Annotated in this window: 17 protein-coding genes; all 17 read left to right on the top strand. The window is 71.6% G+C overall.

What is annotated here, in order from left to right; translation table 11 throughout:
* The first annotated feature begins 27 nt into the window (after positions 1 to 27).
* The 17 genes from metK (at position 28) to gltB (ending at position 20489) form a co-directional block, all read left to right on the top strand.
* Positions 28 to 1221: a methionine adenosyltransferase gene (gene metK, locus BM287_RS08385; protein ID WP_090037995.1), complete on the top strand. Its 1194-nt coding sequence runs from the start codon at positions 28 to 30 to the stop codon at positions 1219 to 1221.
* Positions 1222 to 1223: 2 nt separating this feature from the next.
* On the top strand, positions 1224 to 3269 hold the full coding sequence (locus BM287_RS08380; RefSeq protein WP_090037998.1) for a primosomal protein N' family DNA-binding protein: 2046 nt from the start codon (positions 1224 to 1226) through the stop codon (positions 3267 to 3269).
* Positions 3270 to 3332: 63 nt separating this feature from the next.
* Positions 3333 to 4256 carry a methionyl-tRNA formyltransferase gene (gene fmt, locus BM287_RS08375; protein ID WP_090038003.1) on the top strand — a complete coding sequence of 308 codons (924 nt, stop codon included), beginning with the start codon at positions 3333 to 3335 and terminating at the stop codon, positions 4254 to 4256.
* The gene (locus BM287_RS08370; protein ID WP_090038007.1) at positions 4253 to 5638 is read left to right on the top strand and encodes an RsmB/NOP family class I SAM-dependent RNA methyltransferase; all 1386 of its coding nucleotides are present in this window, start codon (positions 4253 to 4255) and stop codon (positions 5636 to 5638) included. The genes fmt and BM287_RS08370 overlap by 4 nt, the downstream gene beginning before the upstream one ends.
* Positions 5639 to 5647: 9 nt before the next feature.
* Complete coding sequence (rpe, locus tag BM287_RS08365; protein WP_090038011.1) at positions 5648 to 6337, top strand: ribulose-phosphate 3-epimerase; 690 nt, start codon at positions 5648 to 5650, stop codon at positions 6335 to 6337.
* Positions 6338 to 6379: 42 nt separating this feature from the next.
* Positions 6380 to 6643, top strand: coding sequence for a phosphoribosyl-ATP diphosphatase (locus BM287_RS08360; RefSeq protein WP_090038016.1), 264 nt, complete (start codon positions 6380 to 6382; stop codon positions 6641 to 6643).
* Positions 6644 to 6723: 80 nt separating this feature from the next.
* Positions 6724 to 7563 carry an ATP phosphoribosyltransferase gene (gene hisG / locus BM287_RS08355; protein ID WP_090038020.1) on the top strand — a complete coding sequence of 280 codons (840 nt, stop codon included), beginning with the start codon at positions 6724 to 6726 and terminating at the stop codon, positions 7561 to 7563.
* Positions 7563 to 8327 carry an imidazole glycerol phosphate synthase subunit HisF gene (gene hisF / locus BM287_RS08350; RefSeq protein ID WP_090038024.1) on the top strand — a complete coding sequence of 255 codons (765 nt, stop codon included), beginning with the start codon at positions 7563 to 7565 and terminating at the stop codon, positions 8325 to 8327. Before hisG ends, hisF begins: the two co-directional genes overlap by 1 nt.
* On the top strand, positions 8324 to 8701 hold the full coding sequence (gene hisI, locus BM287_RS08345) for a phosphoribosyl-AMP cyclohydrolase (RefSeq protein WP_090038028.1): 378 nt from the start codon (positions 8324 to 8326) through the stop codon (positions 8699 to 8701). The genes hisF and hisI overlap by 4 nt, the downstream gene beginning before the upstream one ends.
* Positions 8698 to 10248, top strand: coding sequence for an anthranilate synthase component I (locus BM287_RS08340; RefSeq protein WP_090038032.1), 1551 nt, complete (start codon positions 8698 to 8700; stop codon positions 10246 to 10248). Before hisI ends, BM287_RS08340 begins: the two co-directional genes overlap by 4 nt.
* A gap of 465 nt (positions 10249 to 10713) precedes the next feature.
* The gene (locus BM287_RS08335; RefSeq protein WP_244528060.1) at positions 10714 to 11490 is read left to right on the top strand and encodes a Trp biosynthesis-associated membrane protein; all 777 of its coding nucleotides are present in this window, start codon (positions 10714 to 10716) and stop codon (positions 11488 to 11490) included.
* Positions 11491 to 11576: 86 nt separating this feature from the next.
* Positions 11577 to 11807, top strand: a complete 231-nt coding sequence (locus tag BM287_RS08330; RefSeq protein WP_090038037.1) for a DUF6704 family protein — start codon at positions 11577 to 11579, stop codon at positions 11805 to 11807.
* A 3-nt stretch (positions 11808 to 11810) separates the two neighbouring features.
* Positions 11811 to 12581 carry an indole-3-glycerol phosphate synthase TrpC gene (trpC, locus tag BM287_RS08325; RefSeq protein ID WP_090038040.1) on the top strand — a complete coding sequence of 257 codons (771 nt, stop codon included), beginning with the start codon at positions 11811 to 11813 and terminating at the stop codon, positions 12579 to 12581.
* Positions 12581 to 13792 (top strand): tryptophan synthase subunit beta, encoded by a 1212-nt coding sequence (gene trpB, locus BM287_RS08320; protein WP_090038044.1) that lies wholly within the window; start codon positions 12581 to 12583, stop codon positions 13790 to 13792. The genes trpC and trpB overlap by 1 nt, the downstream gene beginning before the upstream one ends.
* On the top strand, positions 13789 to 14589 hold the full coding sequence (gene trpA, locus BM287_RS08315; RefSeq protein WP_090038048.1) for a tryptophan synthase subunit alpha: 801 nt from the start codon (positions 13789 to 13791) through the stop codon (positions 14587 to 14589). Before trpB ends, trpA begins: the two co-directional genes overlap by 4 nt.
* A 94-nt stretch (positions 14590 to 14683) precedes the next feature.
* The gene (gene lgt, locus BM287_RS08310) at positions 14684 to 15691 is read left to right on the top strand and encodes a prolipoprotein diacylglyceryl transferase (RefSeq protein ID WP_090038349.1); all 1008 of its coding nucleotides are present in this window, start codon (positions 14684 to 14686) and stop codon (positions 15689 to 15691) included.
* A 190-nt stretch (positions 15692 to 15881) separates the two neighbouring features.
* Complete coding sequence (gltB, locus tag BM287_RS08305) at positions 15882 to 20489, top strand: glutamate synthase large subunit (protein WP_090038052.1); 4608 nt, start codon at positions 15882 to 15884, stop codon at positions 20487 to 20489.
* Positions 20490 to 20528: the final 39 nt, after the last annotated feature.

The following is a 20528-nucleotide window of genomic DNA, read 5'->3' as shown; positions in this document are numbered from 1 at the left end:
GGTCACATTCACCACACAGGGAGAACCATGGCAGATCTGCGTCTCTTCACGTCCGAGTCCGTCACCGAGGGGCACCCGGACAAGATCTGCGACCAGATCTCCGACAGCATCCTGGATGCGCTGCTCGCGGTCGACCCGCACAGCCGCGCCGCGGTGGAGACGCTCGTCACCACCGGTCTCGTCCACGTCGCCGGCGAGGTGACCTCCAGCGGCTACGTGGAGATCCCCGCGCTCGTCCGCGACAAGATCGTCGAGATCGGCTACGACTCGTCGGACGTCAGCTTCGACGGCACCCAGTGCGGCGTCTCCGTCTCGATCGGCGCGCAGTCGCCCGACATCGCGCAGGGCGTCGACAACGCGCTCGAGACGCGGGCCGAGCAGAGCCACGACGACCTGGACCGCCAGGGAGCCGGCGACCAGGGCATCATGTTCGGCTACGCGACCACCGAGACGCCCCAGTACATGCCGCTGCCGATCTGGCTCGCGCACCGCCTCGCCGAGCGCCTCGCCGGCGTCCGCAAGGACGGCACGCTCGACTACCTGCGGCCCGACGGCAAGACGCAGGTCACCATCGGCTACGAGGGCGCGGTCCCGAAGTCGGTGCAGACGGTCGTGCTCTCGACGCAGCACGCTCCGCACGTCTCCAACGAGCGGCTGCAGGCCGAGATCATCGAGGAGGTCATCAATCCCGTGCTGCACGATGCCGGCCTCGAGACCTCGCACATCCGCACGCTCATCAACCCGACCGGACGTTTCGAGATCGGCGGTCCGAAGGGCGACGCGGGCCTGACCGGCCGCAAGATCATCGTCGACACGTACGGCGGCGCCTCCCGGCACGGCGGCGGTGCGTTCTCGGGCAAGGACCCGTCCAAGGTCGACCGCTCGGCCGCGTACGCGATGCGCTGGGTCGCGAAGAACGCCGTCGCGGCCGGCCTCGCCGATCGGCTCGAAGTCCAGATCGCCTACGCGATCGGCAAGGCGGCGCCGGTCGGCCTGTACGTCGAGACGTTCGGAACCGCGCACGTCCCGGAGGAGCGCATCATCCACGCCATCCGCGAGGTCTTCGACCTGCGGCCGGCCGCGATCATCCGCGATCTCGACCTGCTGCGCCCGATCTACGCCAAGACCGCGACCTACGGCCACTTCGGCCGCGAGCTCCCCGAGTTCACCTGGGAGCAGCTCGACCGCGTCGACGACCTCCGCTCGGCCTCAGGGATCTGACGGTGGCGGCGACCGGACGGGTCGCCCGGGTGGTCCTCGACTCGCCGCTCCCGCAGCTCGACCATCTCTTCGACTACAGCATCCCGGAGCAGCTCGCGGCCGAGGCGCTGCCCGGCGTGCGCGTGCGCGTCCCGCTCCGGTCGGCCGGTCGCGTGGCCGACGGCTACCTCGTCGAGCTCGGCGATCCGGATGCGGGATACGACGGTTCGCTGAGCCCGCTGGAGGCGGTCGTCTCGCCCGCCCCGGTGCTCACTCCGGGCGTGTGGCGGATGGCGCGGCGTCTGGCGGACCGCAGTGCCGGCACTGCGAGCGACATCCTGCGCCTCGCCGTCCCCGGCCGCATGGTCCGCGTGGAGAAAGCCTGGCTGGCCTCCCGGGCAGAGCCTCCTTCCGCCGCAGTCCCCGCTACGGGTGCGCGGGGGCCGGTGCCGGTGCCCGTGCGGGGGTACGGGGAGCGCGTGCTCGAGGATGCGGTGGCGCGCAACGAGCGGATCGCGCTGCGCGCCATCCCGCAGCTGGTCCCGCTGCCGGACGGCACCTGGGTCGGGGAATGGGCGGTCACCCTCGCGACGCTGGCCGCCGACTGCCGGCGAGGAGGCCGCACGGCCATCGTCGCGGTACCGGACCACCGCGACCTGGAGCAACTGGCCGCCGCTCTGGCGGCCGTGGCACCGGCGGAGGCCGTGGTCCGCGCGGATGCGGGCCAGACGAATCCCGACCGCTACCGCGGGTTCCTGGAGGCGCTGTCCGGCCCCCGGATCGTGATCGGCAACCGCTCGGTCGTCTACGCTCCCGCCGAACGTCTCGGCCTTCTGGCCGTCTGGGAGGACAGCGACCCGCTGCATGCCGAGCCGCTCAGCCCCTACGTGCACACCCGGGATGCGGCGCTCGTCCGGCAGGAGCTGGAGGGCTGCGCGCTCGTCCTCAGCGGCAACATCCGGAGCGTGGAGGCGCAGCGCCTGGTGGAGCTGGGCTGGCTGCGCGACCTCGGGCCGGAGCGCGCCGTCACCTCGAAGGTCGTGCTCACCGCGAACCTGCAGGCGCCCGAGCCGATGGCCCGCGCGGCGCGCATCCCCTCGACCGCCTGGCGGATCGCACGGGAGGCGCTCCACGGCGAGAGCGGGCGGGCACGCGGCCCCGTGCTCGTGCAGGTCGGCCGCCCCGGCTATGCGCCCGTCATCGCGTGCGCGAACTGCGGGCAGGCGGCGCGCTGCACCAACTGCAAGGGACCGCTGCACCAGGCGCGCGCCGGGGCTCCGCCGTCGTGCCGGGTGTGCGGCCGGATCGCCACCGAGTGGCAGTGCGACCACTGCGAGCACCGGGCGTTCCGTCTCGTCACCGTCGGGTCGGGTCGGACGGCGGAGGAGCTGGGACGGGCGTTCCCCGGCATCCGGGTCATCCTCGCCGACGGCGACCACCCGGTGCAGCGCGTCGGGGCGGCGCCGGCGCTCGTCGTTGCGACCCGTGGCGCGGAGCCCATCGCGGAGGGCGGCTACCAGGCCGTGCTGCTGCTCGACGGCGAACGGATGCTGGCGCGCGAGAGCCTGCACGTCGCCGAGGACTGCCTGCGCTGGTGGCAGAGCGCGGCCGGGCTTGCCGCGCCCGGTGCGCCGACCGTGCTCGTCGGGGTGGGCGGACCGCTCGCTCGCGACTTCGCGACGGGACGCCTCGTGGAGTTCGCCCAGGGCGAGCTCGCCGACCGTCGCGAGCTGCGCTTTCCGCCGGCCGTGCGCCTTGCGTCCGTGACCGGCACCGAGGCGACCGTGACCGAAGTGCTGGATGCGGTGGACCGGTCCCTCCTCATCGACGTTCTGGGGCCTGCGCCCGTGGATGCGGACGCGGGGCCGGGCCGCGCCTCCCGAGCCGGGGCCGACCTCGTACGTGCGGTGCTGCGCTTCGAATACGCGCACGGCGCCGACGTCGCCGCTGCCGTCCGCGCCGCGGTGGTCAAGAACGCCACCCGGCGCCGACGCGCCCCGGCGGGCAAGACGGGCTACCGCCCGGCGCCGACGCTGCGCGTCCGCTTCGACGACCCCGAGATCCTCTGACCCCGAGGCCGCGCCGTCCACGGGTAGGCTGGGTGGCCGTCCCCACCGAAAGAACCTCTCCCCATGCGCATCGTCTTCGCCGGCACTCCCGCGGTGTCCGTCCCATCGCTCGAGGCCGTCGCCGCCCGGCACCAGGTGGTGGCCGTCGTCACCCGTGAGGATGCGCCGCTCGGCCGCAAACGCATCCTCACCCCGTCGCCGGTCGCCGAAGCCGCTCGACGGCTCGGGCTGCCCCTCCTGACGGCGAATCGGCTCGGAGAGGACGTCACCGCGCGGATCGCCGCGCTGCAGCCGGACCTCGGAGTGGTGGTCGCCTACGGAGGTCTGGTGCGCGAGCCGCTGCTGTCCCTTCCGCGGCTCGGCTGGGTGAACCTCCACTTCTCGCTCCTGCCGCGCTGGCGCGGTGCAGCACCGGTGCAGCACGCCCTCATCGCGGGGGATGCGGAGACCGGGGCCGCCGTCTTCCGGCTCGTGCCGGAGCTCGACGCCGGTGACGTGTATGCCGAGCTGCGGCATCCCATCGAGCCAGACGACACCGCGGGGGAGTTGCTCGCCGCCCTTTCGCTCGAGGGAGCAGAGTTGCTCGCGGACACCGTGGATGCGCTGGCCGACGGGAGCGCGGTCGCGCAGGCGCAGGAGGGGGAGGTCACGCTCGCGGCGAAGCTCTCGATCGAGGACGCCCGCCTGGACTTCGCGGAGCCGGCCGATCGTGTGTACGCGCGCCTGCGCGGCGTGACGCCGGAGCCGGGCGCGTTCGCGCTCCTCGGCGGGGAACGGTTCAAGGTCCACACGGCACGCCGCGCGCCGGGCGAGGCTCCGCTTCGGCCCGGGACGGTGGAGGCGCGCGATGGACGCGTCCTCGTCGGAACCGGGACGGAGCCCCTGGAGCTGCTGACCGTCCAGCCGGCCGGCAAGCGGGCGATGCCCGCGGCGGACTGGCTCCGCGGGACGGCGTCGCGCGCCGGTGACGGGCTGGTGCTCGCGTGAACGGCCGTCCCTCGCAGATCCGCGTCCAGCCGGCGCGCCAGGTCGCGCTCGACGTCCTCCAGGCGGTGCGCGAGTCCGACGCCTACGCCAACCTGCTGCTCCCGACCCGGATCGCCCGCGCGGACCTGTCGCCCGCGGATGCGGGCCTCGCGACCGAGCTCACGTACGGCACCCTCCGCATGCAGGGCTTCTACGACCGGGTGATCGAGATCGCCGCCGGCCGCGGTGTCGACCGGATCGACCCTCCGCTGCTCGACGTGCTCCGCCTCGGCGCCCACCAGCTGCTCTCCATGCGTGTGGCCGCTCATGCGGCCGTGAATGAGTCCGTCGCCCTCGCGCGCACGGTGGGCAGCCGGTCGGGCACCGGCTTCGTGAACGGCGTGCTGCGCGAGATCGGCCGGCACACGACCGACGAGTGGCGGGAGGAGGTGGCCGGGCGCGCCGGGAACGACGACGACCGTCTCTCCGCGCTGTCCTCGCATCCCGTCTGGGTGCTGCGCGCCTTCCGGCGGGCGCTGGAGGCGGAGGGTCGCCGGGACGAGCTCCCCGACCTGTTGCAGGCCGACAACGCCGCACCCCGCGTCAATCTGATCGCGCTGCCCGGGCTGGCCGACCTGCCGCCGGACGCCCGCGCCGACCGCTACTCGCCTCCCGGCTTCACGGTCGGCCGCGGCGACCCGCTGGGCATGATGGACGAGTCCGGAGGGCGGATCCGCGTTCAGGATGAGGGCTCGCAGCTGGCCGCACTGACGCTGAGCCGCGCACAGCCCATCCAGCCGGGGGAGCGCTGGCTCGACCTCTGCGCCGGCCCCGGAGGCAAGGCGGCCCTGCTCGCCGCCGAGGCGCTCGCCGGCGGTGCGTCGCTCGTCGCGAACGAGCTGATCCCGGTCCGCGCCGACCTGGTCCGCCGGGCCCTCGCAGCTGTGCCGCTCGAGGTGCCAGTCTGGGAACTGGACGGCACGACCATCGGCGAGGCGCATCCCGAGGCCTTCGACCGCATCCTGCTCGACGCTCCGTGCACCGGATTGGGCGCGCTGCGCCGCCGGCCGGAGGCCCGCTGGCGCAAGACGCCGCGGGACGTCGCCGACCTGACCGGGCTGCAGAGCGCGCTGCTCGACTCCGCCATCGCGGCCCTGAAGCCGGGCGGACTGCTGGCCTATGTGACGTGCTCGCCGCACCTGGCGGAGACACGCGGCATCGTCGCCGACGCGCTGGAACGCCACGCGTACCTCCTCGAGCCGGAGCAGACCGCGACGGTCGTGCAGGGCCTGGCGTCCGAGCGGCTCGACCTCGCCGGCGATCCGGAGACCGTGCAGCTGTGGCCGCACCGGCACCTCACCGACGCCATGTTCATCGCGCTGCTGCGCAAGCGCTCCGCTTAGGCTGGGAGCATGGCGAGAATCCCCGACGACCGGATCGACCCGCGCATCCGGATCAATCCGAGCATCCTGGCAGCCGACTTCGTCAACCTGCAGAGCGAACTGGAGCGCATCGTGACGGCCGACCTCGTCCACGTGGATGTGATGGACAACCACTTCGTGCCCAACCTGACCTTCGGGCCGCAGATGGTGGGCCGCATCCAGGACGTCAGCCCGGTGCCGCTGGATGTGCACCTCATGATCGACGATCCCGACCGCTGGGCGCTCGGGTACGCCGAGCTGGGCGCGTACTCGGTCACCTTCCACGCCGAGGCCGCCCACGACCCGGTGTCGCTCGCGCGTCGGCTGCGGGCGATCGGCTCCCGGGCGGGGATCGCCGTGAAGCCCGGTACCGGCGTCGAACCGTATCTCGACTTCCTGGAGGAGTTCGACCAGGTGCTGGTGATGACGGTGGAGCCGGGATTCGGCGGCCAGTCCTTCATGCCGGAGACCATGCCCAAGCTGCGCGCGCTGCGCCAGGCGGTCGAGGCGCGGGGGCTCGACGTCTGGCTGCAGGTGGACGGGGGCGTCACCGAGGAGACCATCGTCACCGCGGCCACCGCCGGCGCCGACACCTTCGTCGCCGGCTCCAGCGTCTTCCGGGGTGAGCCCGCCGAGCGCATCGCCTCCCTGCGCGAGGCCGCTGCGGCGCACGTGCACTGACCCCGTCGGCCGGGGGCGGAGCGGACCGCTACGCTAGAACGCGTGAAAACCTTCGACGACCTCTTCGCCGAGCTGGAGCAGAAGGCCGCGGCCCGACCGGAGGGTTCCGGCACGGTGCGCGAGCTCGACGCCGGCGTGCACGCGATCGGCAAGAAGATCGTGGAGGAGGCCGCCGAAGTCTGGATGGCCGCGGAGTACGAGTCCGACGAGGCCCTGGCCGAGGAGGCCTCCCAGCTCCTCTACCACCTCCAGGTGCTGCTGCTCGCGAAGGGCCTGACCCCGGCCGACGTGTACCGACATCTGTGATGGCCCAGCCCTGTCACCATGGCTAGCTCCATCCACTCGTCCGCTCACGCCGGGCCAGCGCCCGCCACGAAAGGCACACCATGCTGAAGATCGCCGTCCCCAATAAGGGCTCCCTCTCCGAGACCGCGGCGCAGATGCTCCACGAGGCCGGCTACGTCGGCCGTCGCGACCCCAAGGAGCTCATCGTCACCGACCCGCGCAACGGCGTGGAGTTCTTCTACCTGCGTCCGCGCGACATCGCCACGTATGTCGGGTCCGGAGCGCTCGACGTGGGCATCACCGGACGCGACCTGCTCCTCGACTCCGCCTCACCGGCCGCCGAGATCTCCGCGCTCGACTTCGCCGCCTCCACGTTCCGCTTCGCAGGGCCCGCCGGGGTGTTCACCGAGCTCGCCGACCTGGAGGGCAAGCGCGTCGCCACAAGCTACCCGGGGCTCGTCGGCGCGTTCCTCGGCGAGAACGGCGTCACCACCTCCCTCATCAAGCTCGACGGAGCGGTGGAGTCGGCCGTGCGGCTGGGCGTCGCCGACGCGGTCGCCGACGTGGTCGAGACCGGCTCGACGCTGCGCAAGCAGGGCCTCGAGATCTTCGGCCCGGTCATCCTCGAGTCGGAGGCCGTGCTGATCGCGTCGCCGTCGCCGGCCGCCGGAGTGGACACGCTGGTGCGCCGCCTGCAGGGCGTCATGGTCGCGCGGCAGTACGTGCTGATCGACTACAACCTCCCGGTCGCCCTGCTCGAGAAGGCCGTCGCGCTGACCCCGGGCGTCGAGTCGCCCACCGTGTCGCCGCTGGGCGAGCCCGACTGGGTCGCGGTGCGGGTCATGATCAAGCGCGAGCAGACCAACCACATCATGGACGACCTCTACGAGCTGGGCGCCCGTGCCATCCTGGTCACCTCCATCCACGCTGCGCGGATCTGATGAGCGTCGCCATCCGTGTGATCCCCTGCCTCGACGTGGCCGCGGGCCGCGTAGTGAAGGGCGTCAACTTCCAGAACCTGCGCGATCAGGGCGACCCGGTGGAGCTGGCGCGCCAGTACTTCGAGCAGGGCGCCGACGAGCTGACCTTCCTGGATGTGACCGCCACGGTCGATGACCGGGCGACCACCTACGATGTGGTCCGGGCAACGGCGGAGCAGGTGTTCATCCCGCTCACGGTCGGCGGCGGCGTCCGCAGCCCGGAGGATGTGGCCAAGCTGCTCGGTCACGGCGCCGACAAGGTCGGCGTCAATTCGGCCGCCATCGCCCGCCCCGAGCTCCTCGCCGAGATCGCCGAGCGCTTCGGCGCACAGGTCCTCGTGCTGTCGCTGGACGTGAAGCGCTCGGCGGCGACTCCGTCCGGTTTCGTCGTGACCACGCACGGCGGCCGGACCGAGACCGACCTGGACGCTCTGGAGTGGGCGGCGCGCGCGATCGAGCTGGGCGCCGGCGAGCTGCTGGTCAACTCCATCGACGCCGACGGCACGAAGGAGGGCTTCGACCTGGAGCTCATCCGCGCGATGCGCGCCCTCAGCACGGTCCCCGTCATCGCCTCCGGCGGCGCCGGACGGCTCGAGCACTTCGTGCCAGCAGTCGAGGCGGGGGCGGACGCCGTCCTCGCCGCGAGCGTCTTCCACCAGGGCGAGCTCACGATCGAGCAGGTCAAGGACGAACTGGCCGCGGCCGGGAGGGAGGTCCGCAGATGAGCGAGACGACCGAGGCGGTGCTCGAGCGCATCCGCTTCACCGACAGCGGCCTGGTCCCGGCGATCATCCAGCAGTGGGACAGCCGCGAGGTGCTGATGATGGGGTGGATGGACGCCGAGGCGTTCCGCCGCACCATGAGCGAGGGCCGCGTCACGTTCTGGTCGCGCTCCCGCCAGGAGTACTGGCGCAAGGGCGACACCTCCGGTCACGTCCAGTACGTGAAGGGGGCGGCGCTCGACTGCGACGGCGACACCCTGCTCATCACGGTGGAACAGATCGGTGCCGCCTGCCACACCGGCACCCGCACCTGCTTCGACGGGGATGTGCTGGAGCCGGCCGTGGGATTCAGCTCGATCGAGACGGAGGACCGGTGATCGGAACTGCCGCAGCCACCACGACCCGGGCCGAGTTCGACGCCCTGGCCGCCGACCATCGCGTGGTCCCGGTGATCCGGGAGCTCTTCGCCGACGGCGAGACGCCGGTCGGCATCTACCGCAAGCTCGCGGCCGGACGACCGGGAACGTTCCTGCTGGAGTCCGCCGAGCAGGGCGGCATCTGGTCGCGCTTCTCGTTCGTCGGCGCGTCCTCGTTCGGCGTCCTCACCCAGCAGGGCGACGACGTGGTGTGGCTCGACTACGGCCTCGGAGCCGAGCGCGCGCTCGGCACGGGAGGCCCGCTGAAGCCGCTGGAGGCCCTCGCGGCCCTGCATGCGCGGTGGCAGACCGCGCGCATCCCGGGACTCCCGCCGTTGACCGGCGGACTCGTCGGCTTCATCGGGTGGGAGGCGATCCGCCAGATCGAGCGCCTGCCGGACGCGCCGCCTGCGGATGTGGAGGTGCCCGGCCAGGCGCTCGCGTTCGTCGCCGACCTCGTCGTGGTCGACCATCGCTCGAGCACGGTGAAGCTCGTCGCGAACGCGCTGGCCGACGGCACGGACGATGTGGACACGCTCTGGGCCGACGCGCAGCAGCGCCTCGACCGCCTGCAGCGCGAACTGGCCCGGCCGTCGGAGGCCTGGCTCGCCGAGATCGACCTCGGCACGCCTGCCGAGCCTGTGTCGCGGACCGCGCGGGAGGACTTCCTCGCGTCGGTCGTGACCGCCAAGGAGCGGATCGTCGCCGGCGACATCTTCCAGGTCGTCATCTCGCAGCGCTTCGAGCTGGAGTGCACGGCGCCGGCCCTCGACGTCTACCGCGTGCTCCGCGCGCTGAACCCCAGCCCGTACATGTACCTGCTGTCGCTGGAGCGGCCGGACGGCGAGCCCTACCAGATCGTCGGCTCCTCGCCGGAGGCGCTGGTGAAGGTGCAGGAGCGTCGTGCGTTCACGCATCCCATCGCCGGATCGCGGCCCCGCGGCGCGACGCCGGAGCAGGACCTCGACCTCGAGACGTCGCTGCTGGCCGACGACAAGGAGCGTGCAGAGCACCTCATGCTCGTCGACCTCGCCCGCAACGACCTGCTCAAGGTCTGCGAGGCCGGAACGGTCGAGGTGACCGAGTTCATGCGTGTAGAGCGGTTCAGCCACATCATGCACATCGTGTCGTCGGTGGAGGGCGACCTGCGGCCGGACGCGACCGCGATCGACGTGTTCCGGGCCACCTTCCCCGCGGGGACCCTGTCGGGCGCCCCGAAGCCGATGGCGCTGCGGATCATCGACGAGCTGGAGCCCGCCCAGCGCGGCGTCTACGGCGGCGTGATCGGGTATTTCGACTTCGCCGGGGATGCGGACATCGCCATCGCGATCCGCACCGCCACGATCATGGGCGGCATCGCCCGCGTGCAGGCCGGCGGGGGACTGGTGGCCGACTCGGTGCCCGAGAGCGAGTTCCAGGAGTCGCAGAACAAGGCCGCCGCGCCCCTCCGGGCGGTGGCCATCGCCAACGCCCTGCGACCCGTGCCCTCCGCCCGCACCCCGACGTAGCCCCACCCCCGCACGCCCCACCGCCCCACCGCCCCACCGTCGAGTCCGCAGAGATTGCACGCGGCAACCGCTTTCCCCGTGCAATCTCTGCGGACTCGATGGTGCCGACGCGCTGACCCTATAGCCCCGCCCGGCCCGCCTGCGCCAATCCAACCCGCACGCCCCGCCGTCGAGTCCGCACAGATTGCACGCGGCAACCGCTTTCCCCGTGCAATCTCTGCGGACTCGACGGTGCCGACGCGCTGACCCTGTAGCCCCGCCCGGCCCGCCTGCGCCAATCCAACCCGCACGCCCCACCGTCGAGTCCGCGGAGATTGCACGCGGCGCGCGGTTTCCGCGTGCAATCTGTGCGGACTCGACGGTGGGGCGGAGGGGTCGGTGGGGGCGGGGGGGGGGGGGAGGGGGCGAATAGGATGGAGGGATGGAGGAACAGACGGGGCGCCCCATCGCGGGGGAGCGGACTCTGTGAACGGACGGCGCGTCAAGTACTCCACCATGCTGCTCCTGCTCGTGGGGAGCGGTCTCGCGCTCCTCGCCGCCACGCAGCCGTGGTTCACGGTCCGGCTGACGGACACGGCGAACCACACGACGACCATCGGCGTCGCCGGCTCGGTCGCGGCGCCGGCGCTCACGGCGCTCGCCCTGGCCGGTGTGGCGCTGACGGCCGCGCTCGCGATCGCGGGTCCGGTGTTCCGGATCATGCTCGCACTGCTCGGTGTTCTGCTCGGCGTCTCGGTGCTGATCTCGGCCATCACCGCGCTCTCGGATGCGGTGCGTGCTTCGTCCTCGGCGATCACGACGGCCACCGGAGTGGCCGGCGACGCCTCCATCCGCCGGCTCGTGCATGCGGTGGAGGTGCAGTTCTGGCCCTGGCCGGCGGTGGTGGCCGGTGTGCTGGTCATCCTCGCGAGCGCGGCCGTCGTCGTGTTCTCACGGGTGTGGCCGGGCCCCTCGCGGAAGTACCAGACGCGGTTCGCGGGGGAGGACGGCCGCCCGGCCGAGGACGTCTTCGCCGACGCGGCGGCACCCGGCGCCGCCCACGAGCCGTACGACCACGATGCGCCCGCTGACGCTGACGCTGACGCTGACGCCGCGGCCGACGGCGCCGCCGCTGACACCGACGGCGCCGACGCCGACGCGGGCCGCACTCCGCCGGACGAGCCGCGGCCGGCCACCCTCGACCGCGACGCAGCGATCGACAGCTGGGACGAACTGACCCGCGGCGACGACCCCACGCGCTGAGGCATCCCGGGAACCGAACCACTAGACTGGTCGCGTTCCGTTTCCCGTGCGCGTCGACAGCCGCGCACCCGACGTGCAGGAGTTTCATGAGCACCGATTCAGTCGAGCCAGGCCACGGTCACTCGCCGGCGGCATGGACGGCCGTGATCATCATGCTGATCGCGTTCACGATCGGCGCCGTGGCGTTCTACTTCTCCGCCGCGGTCATCGTGTGGGCGTCCGCAGGCCTCGCCGTGATCGGGCTCATCGTCGGCTGGATCATGAAGCGCGCCGGCTACGGCGTGGGCGGCGACAAGTACACCCCGAAGGGTCACTGATCCGTGCTCGCCGACCTCGTCGCCGGCGCGCTCGAGGACGCTGAGCGGCGACGCTCGGAGCGTCCGCTCGCCCAGGTGGAGGCCGAGGCGCTGGCCCGTCCGGCCGCCCTCGATGCCCTCGCCGCCCTCGCGCCGGCCGAACACGTCAAGATCATCGCCGAGGTGAAGCGTGCGAGCCCGTCCCGCGGGTCGCTCGCCGCCATCCCGGACCCCGCAGCACTCGCGGTCTCGTACGAGACCGGCGGCGCCAGCGCGATCAGCGTTCTGACCGAGGAGCGCAAGTTCCGCGGTTCGCTCGCCGACCTGGAGGATGTCCGCGCAGCCGTGTCGATCCCGGTGCTGCGCAAGGAGTTCATCGCCGAGCCGTACCAGGTCTTCGAGGCGCGGGCCGCCGGCGCTGACCTCGTGCTCCTGATCGTCGCGGCGCTCGACCAGCAGCGGCTGGTGGAGTTGCACGAGCTCATCACGCAGCTCGGCATGACGGCCCTCGTCGAGGCCCACTCGGCCGACGAGCTGAGCCGCGCGCTCGACACGGGCGCCGGTCTCGTGGGTGTGAACGCCCGCGACCTCACCACGTTCGAGCTGGACCGGGACCTGTTCGGCCGCCTGGCCGACCGCATCCCGTCCGGCGTCATCCGCGTCGCGGAGTCCGCCGTGAAGTCGGCCGACGATGTGGCGCATTACCGGGCGGCGGGCGCCGATGCGGTGCTCGTCGGCGAGGCGCTCGTCACGAGCGACCCCGTCGCCACGCTCGAGAAGTTCCTGGGAGTCTGATGTCCCTCCGCACTGAGCAGGGCCCGTATTTCGGCGACTTCGGCGGGCGCTTCGTCCCCGAGTCGCTGGTCGCAGCGCTCGACGAGCTGACCGCCGCCTGGGAGGAGGCGAAGGCCGATCCGGCGTTCCACGCCGAGCTGGACGAGCTGCACCGCAGCTACACCGGCCGGCCGTCGATCATCACCGAGGTGCCGCGCTTCGCCGAGCATGCGGGAGGCGCGCGCATCATCCTGAAGCGCGAGGACCTCAACCACACCGGCTCGCACAAGATCAACAACGTGCTCGGCCAGGCCATCCTCACCAAGCGCATCGGCAAGACCCGGGTCATCGCCGAGACGGGCGCCGGGCAGCACGGCGTCGCGACGGCGACGGCCGCCGCCCTCTTCGGCCTCGAGTGCACCATCTACATGGGCGAGGTCGACACCGAGCGCCAGGCGCTGAACGTGGCCCGGATGCGCCTGCTCGGGGCCGAGGTCGTCGCCGTCAAGACGGGCTCCCGCACCCTGAAGGACGCCATCAACGACGCCATGCGCGACTGGGTCACCAACGTCGAGCACACGAACTACATCTTCGGCACGGTCGCCGGCCCGCATCCCTTCCCGGCGATGGTCCGCGACCTGCAGAAGATCATCGGCGAGGAGGCGCGCGAACAGGTGCTCGCGCTGACCGGCCGCCTGCCCGACGCGGTCGTCGCCTGCGTCGGCGGCGGCTCGAACGCGATGGGCATCTTCCACGCCTTCCTCGACGACGAAGACGTCCGCCTGATCGGCTTCGAGGCCGGCGGCGAGGGCGCCGACACCCCGCGTCACGCTGCGACGATCACGAAGGGCCGCCCCGGCGTGCTCCACGGCGCCCGCTCCCTGCTGCTGCAGGACGAGGACGGCCAGACGATCGAATCGCACTCCATCTCGGCAGGCCTCGACTACCCGGGCGTGGGGCCGGAGCATGCGTGGCTCGCGAAGATCGGCCGCGCCCAGTACCTCCCGATCTCCGACGCCGAGGCGATGGAGGCGCTGCGCCTCCTCAGCCGCACCGAGGGCATCATCCCCGCCATCGAGTCGTCCCATGCGCTCGCGGGCGCGCTGGCTCTCGGGCGGGAGCTCGGGCCTGAGGCCATCATCCTGGTGAACCTCAGCGGCCGCGGCGACAAGGACATGGAGACCGCAGGCCGCTACTTCGGCCTCATCGACCAGAGCGCGGTGCAATCATGAGCCAGGCCGTCGTCAGCCGGGTCGCGGACACCATCGCCCGGCGCAACCAGGAAGCTGCGGGCGCGCTCGTCGGCTACCTGCCCGCAGGCTTCCCCGATCTGCGCACCAGCGTGGATGCGGCGGTCGCCCTCGCCCGGAACGGCGTGGACGTCCTCGAGCTCGGCCTGCCGTACTCCGATCCCGTGATGGACGGCACCGTCATCCAGGCGGCGACGCAGCAGGCGCTGAGCGCCGGGTTCCGCCTGCGCGACGGCTTCACGGCCGTCCGTGAGATCACCGCGCAGGTCGACATCCCGGTCCTCGTGATGACGTACTGGAACCCGGTGCTGCAGTACGGCGTCGACCGCTTCGCGGACGACTTGGCCGAGGCCGGGGGAGTGGGGCTCATCACGCCCGACCTCATCCCGGACGAGGGAGCCGACTGGCTGGCAGCATCCGACCGGGTCGGCCTCGACCGCGTCTTCCTGGCCGCGCCGAGCTCGTCCGACGCACGCCTCCGGCAGGCCGTCGATGCGAGCCGCGGTTTCGTCTACGCGGTGTCGACCATGGGCATCACCGGCGCACGCACCGATGTGGATGCGGCAGCGCGCACGCTCGTCGGCCGCCTCCGCGAGGCGGGCGCCACGAGCACGTGCGTCGGCCTCGGCATCTCCTCGGCCGCCCAGGTGGCGGAGGTTCTGGAGTACGCGGACGGCGCGATCGTCGGTTCGGCGCTCGTCAAGGCGCTGGGCGACGGCGGTGTCGCGGAGGCCGGCCGGGTGGCCGCCGAGCTCGCGGCCGGCACGAAGCGCTCCTGACCGCGCCCTAAACTAGTCAGACAGTGATGTGGCGCCACCGCATGTGCGCGTCCTCTCAACGTGATCGAAAGGTAGTCGACGGGTGGCCCTCACCATGAGCAGCTGGTTCGCCAGCATCCCCAGCCCCGGGCCGGAGTGGCAGCAGATCCCGATCGACCTCTTCGGGCTGCACTGGCGCATCCAGACCTACGCCATCATGATCCTGATCGGCATCGTCGTCGCCGCCATGTGGACCTCGCGCCGCCTGACGAAGCGCGGCGCCGAGCCGGGCGTCCTGCTCGACATCCTCATCCCGGTCGTCGTCCTCGGCATCATCGGAGCCCGCGCGTACCACGTGGTCACCCACCCGGGCGACTACTTCGCTGCCGGCCACAACACCTGGAACCCGTTCCAGCCGGGGAGCGTGTGGGCCATCTGGGAGGGCGGGAACGCCATCTTCGGCTCGCTGCTCGGCGGCGCCGTCGGCGCCTGGCTCGGCTGCCGCTGGACGGGCATCCGGTTCTGGACCTTCGCCGACGCGCTCGCGCCCGCTCTGCTGATGGCCCAGGCGGTCGGCCGTCTCGGCAACTGGTTCAACCAGGAGCTCTTCGGGCTGCCCACGAACCTCCCGTGGGGCCTGCAGATCGACTCCGGCAACAAGGCGATCCCGGTCGGTCTGCCCGACGGCACGCTGTTCCAGCCGCTGTTCCTCTACGAGATCATCTGGAACGTCATCGGCGTGGTCCTGCTGGTCTGGATCGGGCGCCGCTTCCACCTCCAGTGGGGCAGGCTGTTCGCGCTGTACCTCGTCTGGTACGGCCTCGGCCGCTCCTACCTGGAGTCCATCCGGATCGACCCGAGCGAGCTCTCGTTCCTCGGCATCCCGAGCAACGTGTGGGCCGCGTTCGCCGCCGTCGCTCTCGGTGTGATGATCTTCATCGTGCAGTCCCGCCGGCATCCCGGAATGGAGCCGAGTCCCTACCAGCCGGGTCGTGAATGGGTTCGCCCGGATGCTGAGGTAGACTCGGACGACACGGACCTGGAGGACGAGGACACCACCGATGACGACGGTGTGCCTGCCGGGTCCGCTTCGGCCAAGGCCACAAGCCCCACGAACGGATGACAACCGACGGCCCGAAGCCGGCAAGCGACGGTCACCCCACCGTCGAGGCGATCCCACGAACCTGACCGCACACGACACCTGACCGCACCCGGTCGGGTGGATGCGGCGGAACCCCTCCCTAGCATCGGGCCGAAGGCGTCCCCGCACCCCAACATCCCCACATCCACGACACTGTGAGGACGGTCGACAGATGGCGCTCACGCCTCCCCATTCCCGCTTCGGGACCGTGCCTGGCCCGCAGGGCCTGTACGACCCTGCCCACGAGAAGGATGCCTGTGGCCTCGCCATGGTCGCCACGCTCCGCGGCACGGCCGGGCACGACATCATCGACGCCGCCCTCGAGGCGCTGCGTCACCTGGAGCACCGCGGCGCGATCGGCTCGGACGCCGGCACCGGCGACGGCGCCGGCATCATCACGCAGATCCCGGACGCCTTCCTCCGTGCCGTCGCCGGCTTCGACCTGCCCGCTGCCGGCCGCTACGCGGTCGGGAACGCCTTCCTGCCGACCTCCGACGCCGAGCGCGCCGAGGTCAAGGCAGCGGTCGAGTCCATCGCGACCGAGCTCGGCCTGACGATCCTGGGGTGGCGTTCCGTCCCCGTGCGCCCCGACGAACTGGGAACCCTGGCGCGTCAGGCGATGCCGGTCATCGAGCAGCTGTACGTCGCCGCCGGGCGTTCCGGCGCATCGGACGCGGACGCAGTCGGCGAGCCGCTCTCCGGCATCGCGCTCGACCGCCGGACCTTCTTCCTGCGCAAGCGGGCCGAGCGCGAGCTCGACCTCTACTTCTCGTCGCTCTCCAGCCGCACCCTGGTCTACAAGGGCATGGTGACGACGCTCCAGCTGGAGCCGTTCTATCCGGACCTCTCGGACGAGCGGTTCGCCTCCAAGCTGGCGCTGGTCCACTCGCGCTACTCCACGAACACCTTCCCGTCCTGGCCTCTCGCCCAGCCGTTCCGCATGATCGCGCACAACGGCGAGATCAACACGGTCCAGGGCAACCGCAACTGGATGCGCGCCCGCCAGTCGCAGCTCGAGAACGAGCTGCTGGGCGACCTGAAGCCCGTGCTGCCCATCGTCACGCCCGGCGCCTCCGACTCCGCCTCGTTCGACGAGGTCGTGGAGCTGCTCTCGCTGAGCGGGCGCTCGCTCCCGCACGCCGTCATGATGATGGTCCCGGAGGCGTGGGAGAACCAGACCGAGATCGACCCGGTCCGCCGCGCGTTCTACGAGTACCACTCGATGCTCATGGAGCCGTGGGACGGCCCCGCCGCGATCGTCTTCACCGACGGCTCCCTCGTCGGCGCGACGCTCGACCGGAACGGGCTGCGTCCGGGCCGCTACGTCGTCACGAACGACGGGCTCGTGGTGCTCGCCTCCGAGATCGGCGTGCTCGACATCGACCCGAGCCGCGTGGTCCGCAAGGGCCGCCTGCGGCCCGGACGGATGTTCCTCGTGGACACCGTCGCCGGCCGCCTCATCGAGGACGAGGAGATCAAGTCCGAGCTCGCCGCCGGCGCCCCCTACGGGGAGTGGCTGGACGAGGGCAGGATCAACCTCAAGGACCTCCCGGAGCGCGAGCACATCGTCCACACCCCGGCGTCGATCGTGCGTCGCCAGCGGACGTTCGGCTACACCGAGGAGGAGGTCCGCATCCTCCTGAAGCCGATGGCGACCACCGGCGCGGAGCCGCTCGGCGCCATGGGATCGGACACGCCGGTCGCGGTGCTCTCGGAGCGTCCGCGCCTGCTCTTCGACTACTTCACGCAGCAGTTCGCGCAGGTGACCAACCCGCCGCTGGACTCCATCCGCGAGGAGGTCGTCACCTCCCTGAAGCTGGGCCTCGGGCCGGAGCGCAACCTCCTCGACGCCGGCCCGGAGCACGCCAAGCAGGTCGTGCTCGACTTCCCGGTGATCGACAACGACGAGCTGGCGAAGATCCAGCACATCGACCCGCGGCCGGGCAGCACGCTGACCACGACCGTCCGCGGCCTCTACCGCTCCGACGCCGGCCCCGACGCGCTCGAGCGCCGGCTGGCCGAGATGTGCGACGAGGTGGATGAGGCGATCACCGCGGGCGCGCAGTTCATCGTGCTGAGCGACCGCGACTCCACGAAGGACCTCGCGCCGATCCCGTCGCTCCTCATGCTGGCCGCGGTGCACCACCACCTCATCCGCTCCGAGACCCGCATGAAGGTCGGTCTCATCGTGGAGGCGGGCGATGTCCGCGAGGTGCACCACGTGGCCCTGCTCATCGGGTACGGCGCGTCCGCGATCAACCCGTACCTGGCGATGGAGACCTGCGAGGAGCTCGTCCGCAGCGGGATGATCACCGGCGTGAGCCCCGAGAAGGCCGTCAAGAACGTCATCAAGGCGCTCGGCAAGGGTGTGCTGAAGATCATGTCCAAGATGGGCATCTCGACGGTGTCGTCCTACGCCGGCGCGCAGGCGTTCGAAGCGGTGGGACTCGCCCAGGAGCTCGTCGACCAGTACTTCACCGGCACGACGAGCAAGCTCGGGGGCGTGGGCATCGAGGTCATCGCGGCCGAGAACCTGGCGCGCCACGAGAGCGCCTACCCGGCGGAGGGTGCTGCACTCGCGCACGAGCGCCTGGCCACCGGCGGCGAGTACCAGTGGCGTCGCGACGGCTCGCCGCACCTCTTCAACCCGGAGACGGTGTTCCGCCTCCAGCACTCCACGCGCACACGCCGCTTCGACGTCTTCCGCGAGTACACGCGGCTGGTCGACGACCAGGCCGAGTCGCTGATGACCCTGCGCGGCATGTTCTCCCTCAAGACAGGGGAGCGGCCGCCGGTGCCGCTGGACGAGGTCGAGTCGGTCTCGTCCATCGTCAAGCGGTTCTCCACGGGTGCGATGAGCTACGGCTCCATCTCGCGCGAGGCCCACGAGACGCTCGCGATCGCCATGAACCGGCTCGGCGCCAAGTCGAACACCGGCGAGGGCGGCGAGGACCTGGACCGCCTGCTCGACCCCGAGCGCCGCAGCGCGATCAAGCAGGTCGCGTCCGGCCGCTTCGGCGTGACGTCGATGTACCTGACGCACGCCGACGACATCCAGATCAAGCTCGCCCAGGGTGCGAAGCCCGGCGAGGGCGGCCAGCTGCCGCCGACGAAGGTGTACCCGTGGGTCGCGCGCACCCGCCACGCGACCGCAGGAGTCGGGCTCATCTCGCCGCCTCCGCACCACGACATCTACTCGATCGAAGACCTCAAGCAGCTGATCTTCGACCTGAAGCGCGCGAACCCGGGCGCCCGCATCCACGTGAAGCTGGTCTCGGAGTCGGGGATCGGCGCGGTCGCGGCGGGCACCGCCAAGGCGCTGGCCGATGTCATCCTGGTGTCCGGCCACGACGGCGGCACAGGCGCATCGCCGGTCAACTCGCTCAAGCACGCGGGGACGCCGTGGGAGCTGGGCCTGGCCGAGACGCAGCAGACCCTGATGCTGAACGGGATGCGCGAGCGCGTCGTCGTCCAGGTCGACGGGCAGCTGAAGACCGGTCGCGACGTCATCGTCGGCGCGCTGCTCGGAGCCGAGGAGTTCGGCTTCGCCACGGCGCCGCTGGTGGTCTCGGGCTGCGTCATGATGCGCGTCTGCCACCTCGACACGTGCCCTGTCGGCGTCGCGACGCAGAACCCGGAGCTCCGCGCACGGTTCTCGGGCAAGCCGGAGTTCGTGGTCAACTTCTTCGAGTTCATCGCGGAGGAGGTGCGCGAGTACCTCGCAGCGCTGGGCTTCCGGAGCATCGAAGAGGCGATCGGCCACACCGAGCTGCTGGATGTGGACCGCGCCGTCGACCACTGGAAGGCATCGGGCCTCGACCTGTCGCCCATCCTGCACGGTCCGGCGTTCGGCCCGGAGGCGCCGCGGCGCAACGGCCGTGCGCAGGACCACGAGCTCGAGAAGCACTTCGACGTGCAGCTGATCGACGCCGCACGGGCCGTCCTGGATCAGGACGGTCCCGAGCGCGGAGGCCGTATCGAGCTGAGCCTGCCGATCCGCAACACCGAACGGGCCGTCGGCACCATGCTCGGCCACGAGGTGACCGTCCGGCACGGCGAGAACGGCCTTCCGGCCGGATCCATCGACATCACCCTGACCGGCTCGGCCGGCCAGTCCCTCGGTGCGTTCCTCCCGGCCGGCATCACGCTGCGGCTGGAGGGCGACTCCAACGACTACGTCGGCAAGGGACTCTCCGGAGGCCAGATCGTCGTCCGCCCGCCGCGCGGGAGCGTCTTCCCGGCCGAGCGCAACGTGATCGCGGGCAACGTGATCGGCTACGGCGCCACGCAGGGCAGCATGTTCATCCGCGGCATCGTGGGCGAGCGGTTCCTGGTCCGCAACTCGGGCGCGACCGCCGTCGTCGAAGGCGTCGGCGACCACGCCCTGGAGTACATGACGGGCGGGCTCGCCGTGATCCTCGGCGGCACCGGCCGCAACCTCGGCGCCGGCATGTCGGGCGGCACGGCCTACGTCTACGGACTGAAGCCCGAGCGGGTCAACCGGGATGCGCTGGCCAGCGGCGAGCTGGAGCTGCTCCCGCTCGGCAGCGCCGACGTCGAGATCGTGCGCGACCTGCTCGAGCAGCACGTCGCCGAGACGGATTCGGCCCTGGCGACGCGCATGCTGGAGGACTTCGAGGCGACCGTCGCGAACTTCGTGAAGGTGCTGCCCCGCGACTACGCGGCTGTGCTGCAGATGCGCCAGGAGGCCGTCGATGAGGGTCTCGACCCCGACGGCGACATCGTGTGGAACCGGATTCTGGAGGTGACCGGCGGATGACGCTGTCAGATCCCCGGGGATTCGAAGATGTGGAGGTGA

Source organism: Leifsonia sp. CL147, assembly GCF_900114565.1.
In the GTDB taxonomy this organism is placed as follows: Bacteria; Actinomycetota; Actinomycetes; order Actinomycetales; family Microbacteriaceae; genus Leifsonia.
Note: the sequence above shows the minus strand (reverse complement) of the source record. Positions and strands in the feature narration are given on the sequence as shown.